Raw genomic sequence first — 15,891 nt, 5'->3', positions numbered from 1 at the left:
CCCCTCCCGCGGCCCCCACGCCGCCCCGTCCCGACACCCCAGGCTACCCCGCCCCGCCCCACGCCGCCCATCCTCCCTACCACGACAATACACTATAAATCATAAAACATATGAAACACTACTGAATAGTCGCAGCGCGGCCCGCGCGTCGGACGCGTGGCCGTGCGCCGACCGGAGAGGTTGTCGTCGCGTTGCCATCCGCGTCAAGGGTTTCGGCCAACCAGTGCCCGGGGTGGGACTCGAACCCACACGACCGCGAGGTCAGAGGATTTTGAGTCCTCCGCGTCTTCCAATTCCGCCACCCGGGCCGGTCGTGGCATCAGTGTAGGATGCGGGCGGTCGGCCACCGGGCTGCGGTGCGGCCCTGTCGGCGCGGCTGGATCGGCACGTCTGTTGTGCCGGCTGCGGTTTGCAGGAAGCCGCCGAGCGCCTACGGTTCACCCCACGCTCCCCACCCCACGCTCCAACCGTCCCTGCTCCGAGGGGGTCTGCTCCGCCATGTCCCGTGAGTTCGCTCCTTCGTGCTTCCGGCGCGCGCTGCGGCCCGAGCGCGTCCCCGGTCCGGGACCGTGATCACCTTCACCTACCCCGGTCAGGGCTCCCAAGCCCCCGGCATGGGGGAGGCCTGGCGGAACGAGCCCTCCTGGGAGCTCGTGGAGGAGGCCACCGAGGCCACCGGCCGCGACGTGGCGATGCTGCTCCTGGAGGCGGACGCCGAGGAACTGCGCCAGACCCGCAACTCGCAGCTCGCCACATTCGTGATGAGCATGCTCGCCCTCGACGCGGTCGCCAGGGTCGGGCTCCTGCCCAACGCCCACGCCGGTCACAGTCTCGGGGAGTACAGCGCCCTGGTCGCCTCGGGGATCCTGGACTTCGCCGAGGCGGCCCACCTCGTGGCCGAGCGCGGTGAGGCCATGCAACTCGCCTCCGAGGAGCAGGAGGGCGCCATGGCCGCCGTCCTGGGGCTCTCCGACGGCGATGTGGAAGGGTGCTGCGACGAGGCCGGACCGAAGGTCTGGGTGGCCAACTACAACGCGCCGGGCCAAGTCGTCGTCGCCGGCTCCCCGGACGACGTCGACGCCGCCGCCGAGCTGGCGCGCCGCCGCGGCGCCAAGCGGGTCATGCGGCTGCAGGTGGGCGGCGCCTTCCACACGCCCTTCATGGCCTCGGCCTACGAGCGCCTCACCAAGGCCCTCGCCAGGGCCGAGTTCCACGATCCGGACGCGCCGGTCCACGCCAACGTCGACGCCGCCCCCTACGACACCGCCAGGGTCTGGCCCCGGTTGCTGGCCCGCCAGCTCACCAGCCCCGTCCGCTGGCACCAGACCATCCGCCGGCTCGTCGACACAGGCTGCGGGACCTTCGTCGAACTGGGGCCCGGCAACGCGCTCACGGGACTGGCGAAACGCATCGAGCGGGGGCTCGAGACGCTGAGCGTCCGCAACCCCGCGGACATCGAGCCGCTGCTGGAGTCCGTCGGCGCCGGGGGCGACGGCGACGTGGCTCTCGCCGACGGCGAGTCCCTGCATGCGCACGAGCGGCTGGTCGTGGCGGCCGGGGCAGGCGTCTTCAGGCCGGCCGAACCGGACTGCAGGGGCACCCGCATCGCCGCGGGGGCGGTGCTCGGCGAGGTGAGCGGCGAACCCGTGCGCTCGCCGTTCAGCGGTGTTGTGATGGACTATCTGGCCGTGGACGGTGAGCGGGTCGCGACCAACCAGCCGATCGCCTGGCTGCGGACCGAATGAAGCGGCGAACGCGGACCCGGCCGGCCGCGTCCCTCTCGCGGGCGGGAGGCCGGCGATGAACCGGGGCAGCCGCGTCACCGGCTACGGCACGGCCCTGCCCGACCGCGTCATCACCAATCACGACCTGGCGCAGACCCTCGACACCAGCGACACCTGGATCACCGAACGCACCGGCATCAAGGAGCGCCGGATCGGCGGCACGACCCGCGCCCTGGGGATCGAGGCGGCGCGGAAGGCCCTGGACATGGCCGCCGTCGCGCCGCGGGACCTCGACGGCGTGATCCTCGCCACGACCACACCGGACCGCGTGATCCCGGCCACTGCCAGCTCGGTCCAGCTGGAGCTCGGCGCCCGCTGCGGCGCCTTCGACCTGAACGCCGCCTGCTCCGGGTTCGTGTACGGCTTGAACGTGGCGCACGGGCTCATCCTGGCGGGCGCCGACCACATCCTGCTGGTCGGCTCGGAGACCCTCAGCCGGTTCGTGGACTGGGAGGACCGCGGCACGGCCGTCCTGTTCGGCGACGGCGCGGGCGCCGTGGTGCTGTCGGCGACCGCCGGCGACGACAACGCCCTGTTGGGCTGGGCGCTGGACTGCCAGGGCGCGCTGGAGAAGTCGCTGTACTGCGACTTCGGCGGCTTCATCCACATGGACGGGCGCGAGGTGTTCCGCCAGGCGGTGCGCATCATGGTCTCCACCTGCGAGACCGCCCTGGCGGCCGCCGGGCTCAGCACCGACGAGGTGGACCTGGTAATCCCCCATCAGGCCAACATCCGCATCATCCGGAGCGCCTGCCAGAAGCTGGGCCTCTCCGAGGACAGAACCGTGCAGGTCTTGAGTTGGACCGGCAACACGTCCTCGGCCTCGATCCCCCTGGCCCTCGCCGACGCCGCCGGCAGCGGCCGGCTCGCCGGCGGCGACATCGCCCTGATGGTGGGGTTCGGCGCCGGCATGACCTCAGCGAGCGCGCTGCTGCGCTGGACCCTGTGAGCGACGACGGCGCCGGCCGGGTGGCTCTCGTCACCGGCGGGGCGCGCGGCATCGGCCTGGCGTGCGCCTTGGCGCTGCGGGACGCCGGCCACCGTGTCGCCGTGACCTACCGATCCAGCCCGCCGGAGGCTGCCGGCGAGGCAGGGCTGCTGGCGGTGCCCTGCGACGTGACCGACGGCGCGGACGTGGACGGCGCCTTCGAGGCGGTCGAAGGAACCCTCGGGCCGGTGGAGGTCCTGGTGTCCAACGCCGGCATCACCCGGGACAGCCTGCTCCTGCGTATGAGCGAGGAGGACTTCGCCGCCGTCCTGGACACCAACCTCACCGGGGGCTACCGGGTGCTGCGCCGCGGCGTGCGCTCGATGATGCGCGCCCGCTGGGGGCGCGTGATCCTGGTCTCCTCGGTGGTGGGTCTCGGCGGCCAGGCGGGCCAGGCGAACTACGCGGCCTCCAAGGCCGGCCTCGTGGGGCTCGCCCGCTCGGTCGCCAAGGAGTTCGCCGGGCGCAACGTCACGGTCAATGTCGTGGCGCCCGGCCCGATCGAGACCGATATGATCGATGCGCTGAGCCACGAGCGGCAGGAAGAGATCCGCTCGGCGGTCCCGCTCGGCCGTTTCGGCACGACGGCCGAGGTGGCGGCGACCGTATGCTTCCTTGTCTCACCCGAGGCCGGCTACATCACGGGGGCCGTCATCCCCGTGGACGGTGGCCTGAGCATGAGTTGACCCCGAGACGACGGAGTGAATGCAGTGAGCAACGACCATTTCGAACGATTCCAGCGTTGTGCCGTCGAGGTGCTGTCCGTCGAAGCGGATCAGGTGACCCTCGAGGCCAGCTTCGCCGATGACCTCGACGCCGACAGCCTCGACCTCGTGGAGCTGGTCATGGCGCTCGAGGAGGAGTTCGATGTGACCGTCGAGGAGGAGGAGCTCGAGGACATCGAGACCGTGGGCGCCGCCTTCACGATGATCGAGGCCAAATTGGGATGAGCCGCCGCCGGGTGGTCGTCACCGGCCTCGGCGTCCTGGCGGCCTGCGGAGTCGGGCAGGAGGACTTCTTCGCCGGGCTGTTGACCGAGCCTCCGAAGGGTCTGCGCACGGTGGCGGGCTTCGACCCGGCGCCGCACTTCGCCAACGCCAAGGAGATGCGCCGCCACGACCGGTTCACCCAGTTCGCCCTGGCGTGCGCCGCCGAGGCGCTGGAGGAGGCCGGCGCCCTGGCGCCGGATCCCGACCGGGTGGGCGTGTGGATCGGGACGGGCGTGGGCGGCCTCATGAGCATCGAGACCTGCATGCTGGCGCACTTCGTGAAGGGCCCCAAGAGAGTCTCGCCCTTCCTCATCCCCATGATGATGGCCAACGCCGCGGCTGCCGCCGTCTCCATGCGCTACGGCTACCAGGGGCCTTGCGAATCGACCTCCACGGCTTGCGCCTCCGCCACCCAGTCCATTGGCAACGCCGCCGAACTGATCCGCCACGGCCGCTGCGACGTGATGCTGGCCGGGGGCTCGGAGTGTTCGAGTTCCCCGACCGGCCTGCAGGGCTTCGCCAACATGACCGCGCTGTCCCGGGTGGGCATCTCCCGCCCGTTCGATCTCGAGCGCGACGGCTTCATGCACGCGGAGGGATGCGGGGTGCTGGTGCTGGAGGAGTTGGAGTTCGCCCGGGCGCGCGGCGCAGAAATCATGGCCGAGATCGCCGGCTACGCCAGCACGGCCGATGCGTACCACATCACCGCGCCGTCGCCCGGCGGGGCGGGCGCAGTGGCCTGTATGGAGCGGGCGCTGGGCGACGCCGGTCTGGCACCGTCAGACATTGCCCACATCAACGCCCACGGCACTTCGACGCCTCTCAACGACGCCAGCGAGGCCGAGGCCATCCACAAGGTGTTCGGCTCCCCCGGGCCGCTGGTGACCTCGACCAAGGGCGTCACCGGCCACGCGCTCGGAGCGGCCGGTGCCATCGAGGCGGCCGCCGTGGTCATGTCCATCCAGCGGGGTGTGCTGCCCCCCACAGCGTGTTACGAGACCCCCGACCCGGACATGGCGCCGATCCGCATCCTGGCACCGGATCCCTGCGAGTGGGAGCCGGGTCCCAGCATCTCCAATTCCTTCGGCTTCGGCGGGCACAACGGCTGCCTGGTCATCAGCCCACCCCCGGCGGCTTAGTCCCGGAGGGCCGGGGCCAGCATCTCCCCGAACTCTCGGGCTTCGGCGGGCACAACGGCTGCCTGGTCATCAGCCCACCCCCGGCGGCTTAGTCCCGGAGGGCCGAGAGCACGGGCCGGCCCCTCAGGCGGGGACGGCTACGAACATCAACTCGCAGCTGCAGGCCGGCTTGCCGTCCACCGACGCCTCCCCCGCCGCCCGCCCGGCGCGCGCTGACAGTCGCAACACCTCCACCTGTAGGTCAAGCCGCTCACCGGGCAGCACCTGACGGCGGAAGCGAGCCCCGTCGATGCCTCCGAACAGCGGCAGCCTGCCTGCCATGCGCTCGTCGCTGAGGACCGCGTAGGCGCCCAACTGGGCGAGCGCCTCGGTCATGAGCACTCCCGGCAGGGTGGGGCGGCCCGGGAAGTGCCCGGCGAAGAAGGACTCGTCGCCGGTTGTGCGCCAGTAACCCTCGGCCCGCTCGCCGGGTACCAGCGCGGTGACCTCGTCCAGCAGCAGGAACGGCGGCCTGTGCGGGAGGATCGAGGCGGGCGCCGGCAGCGGCGCGCCGCTCACCCGGTCTCCTCGAGGGCGGCCAGGATCTCCAGCGGCGTGTCCTTCGGGCTGATGCCGTACCAGGCCTGCTCGATGCGACCCTCGGCGTCGATCAGGAAGGCCGACCGGGTGGTTCCGATGAAGGTGTTGCCGTACATCTTCTTCTCGCTGCGCGCCCCGTAGGAGGAGGTTGTGGAGTTGTCGGGATCCGAGAGCAGCCCGAACCCCAGGTCGTGCTTCTCGTCGAAGCGCTTCTGGCGGTTGGGAGGATCCGCGCTCATCCCCAGGATGGAGACCTCCTCGGGAAGCTGATCGGCGATGTCACGCATGCCGCAGGCCTGCTTGGTTCAACCAGGGGTCATGGCCTTCGGGTAGAAGAACAGCGCGACCCTGCGACCGGCGAAGTCCGCGAGGGACACCTCCTCGCCGTCCTGGTTCAGCAACCGGAAGTCCGGCGCCGGGTCGCCTGCTTGGAGTTTCATGAGGGGCTCCTCGCTGCTGCACATGCTGTCGGCGCAATCCTAGGAGCGTGCCGAGCAATCCACGGGCAGCGCCGATCGGGTGGCCAGGTCCTGGATTCCGGCCCCGGATCGAGTCCGGGGCAGGCTCTGCGCCGGACTGACGGGCCGGGGCGTCGGGAGCATTGCCCAGCAGTCTCCGAGGCGACCACATGATCACGTGCGCCTACTCGATCTCGGCTGCGAGGGCGGCGGTGTCGGTCTCGTCGTCGGTGGGCGTCTGAAGCGCGGGGCACGCCCCCGCCGGCACCACAGGCGGGCAACGCGCGCCGGCGAGGCCAGCCCCCGAGGGCCGACCGGCCGGGGGCGGGAGGTCCGTCCTCAGGGGCCGAGCGCCGTGATCGGCACCACCGCCACGCCGTCGGGATATTCGAAGCCGTAACCGCCGACGGTGATGACGGCGAGCTTCCGGGGCTCGCCCATGCGATCGGAGTCGACCCGCTCGCGCAGCCTCCGCAGCGCTGCGGCGCCCCGCTCCACCAGAGCCCCGCCGCCCAGTTTCACCTCTACCGCGGCCCACCCCCGGTAGTCGAGGCTCGTGAGGATCAAATCCACCTCAAGGCCCGCGCTGTCGCGGTAGTGGGACAACTCCCAGCCGTTGGCCTGCGCATAGACGCTCAGGTCGCGCCGAACCAGCGACTCGAACACCAGCCCGAAATAGCTCAGATCGGCCATCATCTGATCGGCGTTGGAGCGAAGCGAGGCCACGGCGAGCGATGGGTCGGCGAGGAAACGCTTCGGCGTGGAGCGGAGGGCGGCACGAGATCGCAGATGGGGCCTCCAGGCCGGAAGCTCCTCCGCCACGAAAAGGCGTGACAAGGCGCTGAGGTAACTCTTGACAGTCGTTGGGTGCAAGGTCCCCTCGCCGCCGGTGAGGTCCGCGCCCAGGGTCTTCAGCGTCACCTCGGTGGCGACGTTGCGTCCCCGACAGCGGCTCGGGCCGGGTATCGACGCCGCCCGGATAGCATTCCCGCCTGCTGACAGGTACGAAAACAATCGAAAGGGACGTGACCTGATGTTGCGACGCTCCACCCGACGCCCGGCGGTGACCCGGTGCCTCATCGCACTGCTCGCCGCACCGCTCGCCCTCCTGGCTGCCGCATCCTCCGGGGTCGCCTCCGACGACCCTCCCGAGGCTGAGACCACCACGACCGAGACTGCGACGGCCGGGCAGGCGAGCGGGGCGACCGAGGACTCAGACTCGCTCGTCGCCCGGCTCCGCCAGAACGCCGAAGAGTTCGGCTACACCGTCGGCGGACACGGTGGCAGCCTCACGATCGCCACCATCTCCGAGCCGCTCACCTTCAACCTTGCGATCTCCACCGACGCCGCATCCTCGAACGTGCTGGGATACCTCTTCGAGGGTCTCACCGAGACGTCCTGGTTGACCGACGAGGTGGAACCGGCACTGGCCGAAAGCTGGGAGCGGTCCGAGGACGGCCTCACCTGGACCTTCCACCTCCGCAGGGACGCCACCTGGCACGACGGAGAACCGTTCACAGCCCTCGACGTCGACTTCACCTTCAATCGGATCATCTACAACGACGAGATCCGCGCCTCCGCTCGCTCGACCTTCGAGTTCCGCCATCTCGACGAGGACGGCTCCTGGCAGACGGACCGGATGACGGTGACGGCGCTGGACGACCACACCGTGCAGATCACCCTGCCCGTGCCGTTCGCGCCGTTCCTGCGCTCGCTCGGCACCTCGATCTACCCCGAGCACCTGCTCGCACCGCACGTCGAGGACGGCAGCTTCGCCTCGGCCTGGGGCATCGACACCGATCCCACCGAGATCATCGGCACCGGACCGTTCACGATCGCGAGCTACGAGCCCGGCGAGCGCCTGGTGCTGCAACGCAACCCGAACTACTGGATGACCGACGCCGACGGCAACGGGCTGCCCTACCTGGACGAGATCATCCACGTCATCGTGGAGGACCTCGAAGCAGAGCTCGCCGCCTTCGGAGACGGCGGCTCCGATCTGCACGGCGTGCTCGGCGCGGAGTACGCCGACCTGGCACCGTTGCAGGAGGAGCACGGCTTCACGATCCACCGCCGGGGTCCGGCCTTCGGAACGACCTTCCTGGCCTTCAACATGAACCCCGGCAGCGGTGCCGACGGCGAGCCGTACCTCGACCCCGTCAAGCGGGAGTGGTTCTCCAACACGCGCTTCCGGCAGGCCATCGCCCACAGCGTCGACAAGGACACCCTCGTCAACGAGGTGCAGCACGGCCAGGGCTATGCCCAGTGGAGTTCCATCAGCCCCGCGGCCGGGGACTTCCACAACCCCGACGTGCGGCGCTACGAGTACGACCCGGCTCGCGCCAACCGGATCCTCGACGAACTCGGCTGGACCGATGGCGACGGCGACGGCGTCCGCGAGGACTCCGCCGGGAACCGCATCGAGTTCACGCTCGTGACCAACGCCGGCAACACCGTGCGCCAGCGGAGCACGGAGTTGATCCAGCAGGGCATGGAGGCCATCGGGCTGGCCGTGGACTACCAGGCGATCGAGTGGGGTGACCTGGTCGACCAGCTCACCGAGACCTACGACTGGCAGACCATGGTGATCGGCTTCACCGGCGGAACGGAGCCGCACTACGGCATCACCCTTTGGCACAGCAGTGGCAACCTGCATCTCTGGCATCCGAACCAGGAGTCTCCCGCCACGGACTGGGAGGCCGAGATCGACGCCCTGTTCGTCAGCGCAAGCCAGGAACTCGACCACGCCGAGCGCGTGGCCCAGTACCGCCGCGTCCAGGAGATCGTGGCCGAGAACGTCCCGCTGGTCTACACGACCCTGCCCGAGCGCCTCACCGCGGTGCGCAACGTCTTCGGCAACACCACGCCGACCCTCTTCGGGGTCTGGGACATCCGCTACCTGTACCGCACCGACCTGCTGACCGAAGCGCCTCCTGCGGAGATGCCGACCGGCTAGCCGACTGCTGAGCAATGCTCCCGACGTCCCGACACGTCATTCCGGCGAAGAGCCTGCCCCGGACTCGATCCGGGGCCGGAATCCAGGGCCTGGCCACCCGACCGGCGCTGCCCGTGGACTACTCGGCACACTCCTAGCCGAGCGGCGGGACGATGCTGCTGGTGGGCTCGAAGGTGCCCCAGGCGAACCAGAAGGTGTCCACGAACTCGCGGGCCTGAAGTCGGCTGCCGGCCAGCTCGCCGGCGGTCGCCTCGCCGAACAGGTTCCAGGTGGAGCCGGTCTCGTCGTCGCGGAACCCGCCGGCGCTGCGGGTGAAGCTCAGCAGCCGCCCGTCGAGGGTGCGTTCGAAGACGCCGCTGGAGCCCACGTCGATGCCGTTGGCCAACTCGGGGGCGTCGATGGCGGAGCTGGCGCCCGGCAGGTTCCAGACCACCAGCGGCACGCCCGCCAGGTCCACCTCCACCACGCCGCTCTCGGTGAGGTGGGCGTGGCGCACGGCCACCGCGTCGCCAGCGCTGCGGATGCCCACGACCCGTTCCTTGGCGGGCAGGCGCTCGTCGATGTCGGTGGACTGGAAGGCGGGGGTCAGCAGCCGCTCGCTGGTCTCGTAGCCGACGTAGGGGTTGCGCCCGTAGCTCCGGTGGTAGCCGGTCTCCTGCGTCAGCACCCTGCCGTCAGGGTGGGCGTCGCGCCACGCCGCCCAGGACACGATGGCCATCGGCCAGAAGTCCAGCTGGGTGCCGATCAGCTCCCCGATCACGGCGAGGCCGTCAAAGTGGGTCCACAGCGACTGCGTCTGGCGGTCGTACATGACCAGCGACGACTGGTACAGCATCCCGGAGGTGCCGAAGTCCAGCACGCGCCCGGCGGCGTTGCGGTCGTAGGCCACCGAGGAGTTGCACAGCGGGCAGTACGAGATGGTGACCGGCACACCGCCCACCGTGTCGTTCACCAGCTCGTGCCAGGTCATGATCTGCAACGGGTAGGCGCGGGCGTCGCCGTTGATCTCCAGGGCCAGGACGGCCTCGCCGTCGGCCAGGAAATCGATCTCGGCGGTCGGCGCGAACACCGGCTCGTCGAGGGCCGGGATGCCGTCGGGCGGCGGACCGCCGGAGCGGATTTGATCGGGCGGGATGAGTGCGGCGAATCCGGGCCAGGACCGGTCCGCCAGCGCCGAGGGAACCGCCTCCCGTCCGCTGCTGTCCGCAAGCGGCGCCCGGCCGGGCAGCACCTCGCCGTCGGCGTTCGGCGGCGGCACGTCGGTCTCCGGCGCCTCGGGGATGAACAGCGTCGTCGTGGTGGGGCCGGGGGCGGCGTCTTCGCTCCCCCCGCACGCGCCGGCAAGCAGGGCGAGAGCTGCAAGGACGGCGAGAGCTCCGGTTCGAGAGGCGCCGCTGCCGTTCGTGCCGCTCCTCATGGCCTGGAGCGGTCCAGGGCACGGCGCAAGTCGGCCACGAATGACCCCACGCCGTCGGGTCCCTCACCCTCCAGCAGCCGCCGCACGACCGCCGAGCCTACGACCACGCCGTCCGCGACCGTGGTCGCCTCGGCGGCCTGGGCCGGCGTCGAGACGCCCACGCCGACCAGCACCGGCAGATCGGTGACCTCCTTCAGCCGGCCGGCGATGACCAGCGCGCTGGAGGCCAGCGCGGCGCGCTCACCGGTCACGCCGAGCAGGCCGATGGCGTAGACGAATCCCCGCGCACGGGCGCAAATGGCCTCCAGCCGTTCGCCCGAGGCCGTCGGGGCGGCCAGCAGCACCGTCTCGACGCCGGCCTCGTCAGCGGCGGCGGTCCAGGGCCCGCTCTCCTCCAGCGGCAGGTCGGCCAGGATCGCCCCGGAGATTCCCGAGGTGGCCAGCGACCGGGCGAACCGCTCGTGACCCATGTGGTGGGCGATGTTGTAGTAGGTCATGACCACCAGGGGCACACCCACCTCCAGAGCGGCCGCCGCCGACAGGAGGCCTGCCGGGGTGGCGCCGGCCGCCAGGGCCCGGTCCCCCGCCTCCTGGACCGTGGGCCCGTCGATCACGGGGTCCGAGAAGGGAATGCCGATCTCGACGGCATCGGCGCCGGCGACCGCGGCGGCCTCGACGGCGGCCTCCCAACCGTCCAGCCCGCCGGTGACGTAGGGCACGAGGCACTTGCGCCCGCCGTCGCGCGCGGCGCGCAGGGAGGCCTCCAGGCGGCCGGGCCGAGCCCCGCTCACCCGTGCAGTCCCATGACCAGGTCGACGTCCTTGTCGCCGCGTCCCGACAGGTTCAGCAGGACTGTGCGCCCTGCCAGCAGTTCTCGCTCACGGCTGATCCAGGCCAGCCCGTGGGCGGGCTCGAGGGCGGGAATGATCCCCTCGGTACGCGAGAGCAGCTCGAAGGCCGCCAGCACCTCCTCGTCGGTCACGTTCTCATACCGCGCCCGGCCGGTGGCCGCCAGGTGGGCGTGCTCCGGCCCGACGCCGGGATAGTCCAGCCCGGCGGAGATCGACTCGGCCTCGAGCACCTGCCCGAACTCGTCCTGCATGAGGTACGACAGCGACCCGTGTACAACGCCGGGGGCACCGCGCCCCACGGCCGCTCCCCCGGCGGGCTCGACACCCACGAGTTCGGCGCGGCCGTCGGCGAACCCGCTGAAGATTCCGGCCGCGTTGGAGCCGCCGCCCACGCAGGCCACGACGACGTCGGGGTCACCTCCGAGGCGCTCGGCACACTGCCGGCGGGCCTCGTCACCGATGACCCGGTGGAACTCGCGGACCATCCAGGGATACGGATGGGGACCCATGACCGAGCCGAGGCAGTAATGGGTCTGCTGCACGGTGGCCACCCAGTCGCGCAGCGCCTCGTTGATGGCGTCCTTGAGTGTGCGGCTGCCCGTGGTGACGGCGTGCACCTCGGCGCCGAGCAGGCGCATGCGGAACACGTTCAGCTCCTGGCGACTCACGTCCACCTCACCCATGTACACCGTGCATTCCATGCCCAGCAGGGCCGCGGCGGTGGCCGTGGCGACGCCGTGCTGACCGGCGCCCGTCTCGGCCACGAGGCGGGTCTTCCCCATGCGCTCGGCCAGGAGCGCCTGCCCCAGCACGTTGTTGATCTTGTGCGAGCCGGTGTGGTTGAGGTCCTCCCGCTTGCACAGGACGCGCAGCCCCAGTTCGGCCGACAGGCGGGGGCAGTCGGTCAGCGGCGAGGGCCGGCCGGCGTAGTCGCGCAGCAGGTCGTCGAGCCGCCGGCGGAACGCCCCCTCGGCCCAGGCGGCGCGGAACGCCCGGTCGAGTTCCTGGCACGCCGGCACCAGGGTCTCGGGGACGTAGCACCCCCCGAACTCGCCGAAGCGACCCTCCGGCGTCGGTTCGGTCATGCTCACGACGGCACCCGTGTCCTCTCGCCCGCTCCTGCGGTCAGAACTCGGCCTGCCAGTCGTAGAGCACGCCGCTGGGCGGCTCCGGCGTCGGCAGTTCCGCGGCGGCCTGACGCGCCGCGTTGATGAACTCCCGCACCAGGCGCGGATCCTTCCGGCCCGGCGCCGACTCCACCCCTGTCGACACGTCGACACCCCAGGGGCGTGTCTTGCCGATCGCCGCGGCCACGTTCTCCGGCGTGAGCCCTCCCGCCACGATCACCGGGAGCGACCCTGCCGCGCGTTCAGCCAGGGCCCAGTCGAAGACCTTCCCCGAGCCGGGCTGATCGGCGTCCACGAGGATGATGTCGGCACCGTAGGACCGGGCCTGCTCCAGCTCCTCCGAACCGGCGCGGAACGCCTTTATCACCCTCGGCACCTGCTGGCGCACCCGCTTGGTCTCCTCCGGGGACTCCCGGCCGTGCAGCTGCACGGCGCGCAGGCGCGCCCCGTTGGCGATGCGCACCACGCTGCGCGGATCCTCGTTGCGGAAGATACCCACGGTGAGAATCTCCGGCGGCAGCCGCCGGGCTATCTCGCCGGCGGTGGCGGGCGAGACCCGCCGCGGCGAAGGGGCGAAGAGAAACCCGACCGCGTCGGCGCCCATCGCCACGGCCAGGAGGCCGTCCTCCTCGCTGGTGATGCCGCAGATCTTGACGAACACGCCGCGACCCTACCGGCCGGCAGGCACCGGTTCGACGACCACGTGTAGCAGCGCGGCGCGCCGGGCGCCCTCCCGCGCGCCCCGGCCCCCGGCGGTGCTCACGGCACCAGCGGCAGCACCCTGATCTCGCACGACCGCCCGTCGTCGCCGTCGAGACGCGCCAGCGCAGGCGGCTCGACGCGGCGGTGCACGTAGGCCAGGGCGACAACGGCCTCGAAGGTGGGTGAGAAGGCGCTGCTGGTGATGCGGCCGAGCGGCTTGCCGTCCGCATCGATCAGCGGTGCGCCGGTCGCAGGGGGCTCGGCGTCCTCCAGAACCACGCCGCGCAGCCGCCGCGGCGTCCGGCCGCCGCGGCTGTCGATCCGGGCGACCAGTTCCTGGCCCACGAAGCAGCCTTTCGTGAAACTCACGGTCTCGGCGACGATGCCCGACTCGGCCGGTATGAGCCCCTCGGTCAGCTCGCGGCCGGCGGCGGGCACTCCCGATTCGATCCGCACGGCCTCGAGCGCGTCGGCGCCGCAGAGGGTTGTGCCCGGCGGCGGCGCCACCTGCCCGGCCACGAGATCCCAGCCGGGCAGGCTCCCCCAACGCACCGGCGCCGCCACGACGGGGGCTCGCCGGTCGTCCCTGCCGGCCGGCGCATCGCCGGGCGCGTCCGCTGCCGGAGAGTCCGCGGCGCCCATGGGCAGCGCGGGCGCGGCCGGGCCCCGCACGGCCAGCATGGAGAGGCGATGCAGTTCCAGGTCGACGTCGACACGGAGCTTGAAACGCTCGAGGCGTGCCAGCGCGGCTTCACCGGCGCCGGCTGCCAGGTCGCAGACGAACCGGTCCGGGCCGGCGCGGCTGACCCGCAGGAGGCTGTGCAGCTTGCCGTCGGGCTGCAGCAGCAGCGACGACGTCACCTCGCCGGGCGCCAGCGCGGCCACGTCCTGGCTGAGCTGACCCTGCAGGAAGCTCGCCGCGTCGGGCCCGGTGACCACCAGGACGTCGCGGGCCACCGTGACGCCGCCGGCGCCGTGGCGCAGCGCCTCGTAGTCGGCGCGGTAGCGCTCCGAGACCGTCATCGCTGCCCTCCGGAAGCCTCGGCGCTGCGGGTCATGATGCGCGCCGCGTGGACGGCGGCCAGCAGCGCTCGCGCCTTGGCCCGGCATTCGCGCTCTTCGTCCTCCGGCACGCTGTCGGCCACGATGCCCGCGCCGGCCTGCAGGTGGGCGCGCCCGTCGCGCACCGCCACGGTGCGGATACAGATGGCCGTGTCGAGGTTGCCGGAGAAGTCGAGGTAACCCACGACGCCCGCGTAGGGGCCTCGCCGGGTGGGCTCGAGGTCGTCGATGATCTCCATGGCGCGCACCTTGGGCGCGCCGGAGACCGTTCCCGCCGGAAGGGTCGCTCGCAGCACGTCCACGGGGCTGTGCCCGGATGCCAACTCGCCGGAGACCTGCGAGGTGAGGTGCATGACGTGGCTGTAGTACTCCAGCGTCATTTGTTCGTCGGTGCCCAGCGTGCCGGGCCGCACCACCCGGCCCACGTCGTTGCGCGCCAGATCCAGCAGCATGAGGTGCTCGGCCAACTCCTTGGGGTGCTCGGCGAGCTCGCCCGCGAGGCGCCGGTCCTCGCGCTCGTCGGCCCCCCGGGGCCGGGTGCCGGCGATGGGGCGGGAGGTGACCCGCCCGTCGCGCAGCTGCACCATCGGCTCGGGCGAGCTGCCGACGAGCGTTGCCTCGGGGTGACGCAGGAAGTACATGTACGGGCTGGGGTTGATCTGGCGCAGCGCCCGGTAGAGCTGGAACGGGTCGGCCTCTAGCTCGAAGTCGAAGCGCTCCGACAGCACCACCTGGAAGATGTCGCCCTCCAGGATGTGCTCCTTGGCGGCGCGCACCGCCGCGCAGTAGTCCTCGGGAGTCATGCCGGCGGACACCTCCGGCAGCGGATCCCGGTCGCCGGGGGGCTCCAGCAGGGGTTCGGGCTGGGGTCGCGCCCCGGCGCGGGCCAACTCCTCGAGCGACTCCAGAGCCTCCTCGTAGGCGTCGTCCAGCACCTGCCCGGTGGGTTCGGGCGGCAGGATCACGTTATGGATGAGCAGCACCCGCTGGCGCCAGTGATCGAAGGCCACGAACCGGCCGATCACGTCCAGCACCGCATCCGGCATCCCGACGTCGTCGGCCGGCGGGTTCGGGAGCCGCTCCACCTCTCGCACCACGTCGTAGCCCAGATAGCCGACGACCCCGGAGTGCAGCGGCGGCAGCCCCTCGATGGCCGGCGAGCGGAAGCGTTCGAGGATCACGTCGAGTGCCGCCAGGACCCCCTCGTCGATCGGGACCGGCCCCAGGTCGTCACCGCTGATGGTCAGCCGCCGCCCCCGGGCGACGATCCGGGCTCGAGGCCGGCATCCCATGAACGAGAAGCGGCTCCACCGGTTCTGGCGCTCGGTGGACTCCAGCAGGAAACCGGGCTCGTCGCCGACGATGCGCGAGAAGGCGGCCACCGGCGTGATCAGGTCGGCGAGCAGCTCGCGCCAGACCGGCACCACCCGGTGGTGTGCCGCCAGGCGGCCGAACTCCTGCCTGCTGGGCCGGGCGTTCACGGCCTCTCAGCCGGCGAAGGACGTGAAGAAGCAGGAGCGCTCGCCGGTGTGGCAGGCGCCGCGGCCCTCCTGGACGACCTTGAACAGCAGCGTGTCCCCGTCACAGTCGTAGGAGGCTTCGCGCACGAACTGCCGGTCCCCGGAGGTCTCGCCCTTGCACCAGTACTCCCGGCGGGATCGGCTCCAGAACCAGGTCCTGCCTGTCGCCAGCGTGCGCCGGAGCGCTTCGGCGTCCATCCAGGCCAGCATCAGCACCGCGCCCGACTCGATGTCCTGGACGACGGCAGGCACCAGACCGTCGTCGTTGTAGGTGACCGCCTCGAGGGCGCCCGCCGCGGGCGTGATGGGGGTGGCGACG

The 15,891-nt window shown here is 71.4% G+C and carries 16 protein-coding genes and 1 tRNA gene; 6 read left to right on the top strand and 11 right to left on the bottom strand.

Going from position 1 to position 15,891, the window contains the following annotated elements; genetic code table 11:
- Positions 1-224: 224 nt before the first annotated feature.
- Positions 225-308, bottom strand: a tRNA-Leu gene (locus tag OXG55_14750).
- Positions 309-569: 261 nt separating this feature from the next.
- Here OXG55_14750 and fabD point away from each other — a divergent pair.
- From fabD to OXG55_14725, 5 genes are read left to right on the top strand one after another with little or no spacing between them, the layout of a single operon-like run.
- The gene (fabD, locus tag OXG55_14745) at positions 570-1,745 is read left to right on the top strand and encodes an ACP S-malonyltransferase (protein MCY4104497.1); all 1,176 of its coding nucleotides are present in this window, start codon (positions 570-572) and stop codon (positions 1,743-1,745) included.
- A 55-nt stretch (positions 1,746-1,800) separates the two neighbouring features.
- Positions 1,801-2,733: a ketoacyl-ACP synthase III gene (locus tag OXG55_14740; GenBank protein MCY4104496.1), complete on the top strand. Its 933-nt coding sequence runs from the start codon at positions 1,801-1,803 to the stop codon at positions 2,731-2,733.
- Positions 2,730-3,458, top strand: a complete 729-nt coding sequence (gene fabG, locus OXG55_14735; protein MCY4104495.1) for a 3-oxoacyl-ACP reductase FabG — start codon at positions 2,730-2,732, stop codon at positions 3,456-3,458. The genes OXG55_14740 and fabG overlap by 4 nt, the downstream gene beginning before the upstream one ends.
- 24 nt (positions 3,459-3,482) lie before the next feature.
- Entirely contained in the window at positions 3,483-3,722 is a 240-nt protein-coding gene (gene acpP / locus OXG55_14730) for an acyl carrier protein (GenBank protein MCY4104494.1), read from the top strand.
- A complete protein-coding gene (locus OXG55_14725; GenBank protein ID MCY4104493.1) occupies positions 3,719-4,900 on the top strand; it encodes a beta-ketoacyl-[acyl-carrier-protein] synthase family protein in 1,182 nt (393 codons plus the stop codon). Before acpP ends, OXG55_14725 begins: the two co-directional genes overlap by 4 nt.
- 123 nt (positions 4,901-5,023) lie before the next feature.
- On the opposite strand, the gene fabZ is transcribed toward OXG55_14725, so the two are convergent.
- The 3 genes from fabZ to OXG55_14710 form a co-directional block, all read right to left on the bottom strand.
- Positions 5,024-5,458: a 3-hydroxyacyl-ACP dehydratase FabZ gene (fabZ, locus tag OXG55_14720; protein MCY4104492.1), complete on the bottom strand. Its 435-nt coding sequence runs from the start codon at positions 5,456-5,458 to the stop codon at positions 5,024-5,026.
- Positions 5,455-5,919: a thioredoxin-dependent thiol peroxidase gene (bcp, locus tag OXG55_14715; protein ID MCY4104491.1), complete on the bottom strand. Its 465-nt coding sequence runs from the start codon at positions 5,917-5,919 to the stop codon at positions 5,455-5,457. Before bcp ends, fabZ begins: the two co-directional genes overlap by 4 nt.
- A 357-nt stretch (positions 5,920-6,276) precedes the next feature.
- The gene (locus OXG55_14710) at positions 6,277-6,858 is read right to left on the bottom strand and encodes a DUF4143 domain-containing protein (GenBank protein ID MCY4104490.1); all 582 of its coding nucleotides are present in this window, start codon (positions 6,856-6,858) and stop codon (positions 6,277-6,279) included.
- Positions 6,859-6,970: 112 nt separating this feature from the next.
- Between OXG55_14710 and OXG55_14705 the strand changes: the two genes are divergently transcribed.
- Entirely contained in the window at positions 6,971-8,893 is a 1,923-nt protein-coding gene (locus tag OXG55_14705; GenBank protein ID MCY4104489.1) for an ABC transporter substrate-binding protein, read from the top strand.
- A 133-nt stretch (positions 8,894-9,026) separates the two neighbouring features.
- Here OXG55_14705 and OXG55_14700 read toward each other — a convergent pair whose 3' ends face one another.
- From OXG55_14700 to hisI, 7 genes are all read right to left on the bottom strand, one after another.
- Positions 9,027-10,310 carry a DUF3179 domain-containing protein gene (locus OXG55_14700; protein ID MCY4104488.1) on the bottom strand — a complete coding sequence of 428 codons (1,284 nt, stop codon included), beginning with the start codon at positions 10,308-10,310 and terminating at the stop codon, positions 9,027-9,029.
- Positions 10,307-11,101, bottom strand: a complete 795-nt coding sequence (gene trpA, locus OXG55_14695) for a tryptophan synthase subunit alpha (GenBank protein ID MCY4104487.1) — start codon at positions 11,099-11,101, stop codon at positions 10,307-10,309. The genes OXG55_14700 and trpA overlap by 4 nt, the downstream gene beginning before the upstream one ends.
- Positions 11,098-12,246, bottom strand: a complete 1,149-nt coding sequence (trpB, locus tag OXG55_14690) for a tryptophan synthase subunit beta (GenBank protein ID MCY4104486.1) — start codon at positions 12,244-12,246, stop codon at positions 11,098-11,100. Before trpB ends, trpA begins: the two co-directional genes overlap by 4 nt.
- A 40-nt stretch (positions 12,247-12,286) precedes the next feature.
- The gene (locus tag OXG55_14685) at positions 12,287-12,949 is read right to left on the bottom strand and encodes a phosphoribosylanthranilate isomerase (protein MCY4104485.1); all 663 of its coding nucleotides are present in this window, start codon (positions 12,947-12,949) and stop codon (positions 12,287-12,289) included.
- 98 nt (positions 12,950-13,047) lie between these two features.
- Positions 13,048-14,013 carry a hypothetical protein gene (locus OXG55_14680; protein ID MCY4104484.1) on the bottom strand — a complete coding sequence of 322 codons (966 nt, stop codon included), beginning with the start codon at positions 14,011-14,013 and terminating at the stop codon, positions 13,048-13,050.
- Positions 14,010-15,533, bottom strand: coding sequence for an anthranilate synthase component I (gene trpE / locus OXG55_14675; GenBank protein ID MCY4104483.1), 1,524 nt, complete (start codon positions 15,531-15,533; stop codon positions 14,010-14,012). Before trpE ends, OXG55_14680 begins: the two co-directional genes overlap by 4 nt.
- A gap of 6 nt (positions 15,534-15,539) precedes the next feature.
- On the bottom strand, positions 15,540-15,824 hold the full coding sequence (hisI, locus tag OXG55_14670; GenBank protein ID MCY4104482.1) for a phosphoribosyl-AMP cyclohydrolase: 285 nt from the start codon (positions 15,822-15,824) through the stop codon (positions 15,540-15,542).
- Between the last annotated feature and the right edge of the window lie 67 nt (positions 15,825-15,891).

The organism is bacterium (assembly GCA_026708055.1).
In the GTDB taxonomy this organism is placed as follows: Bacteria; Actinomycetota; Acidimicrobiia; order Acidimicrobiales; family CATQHL01; genus VXNF01.
The sequence above is the reverse complement of the archived record's forward strand: the minus strand, read 5'-3'. Positions and strand labels throughout refer to the sequence as shown.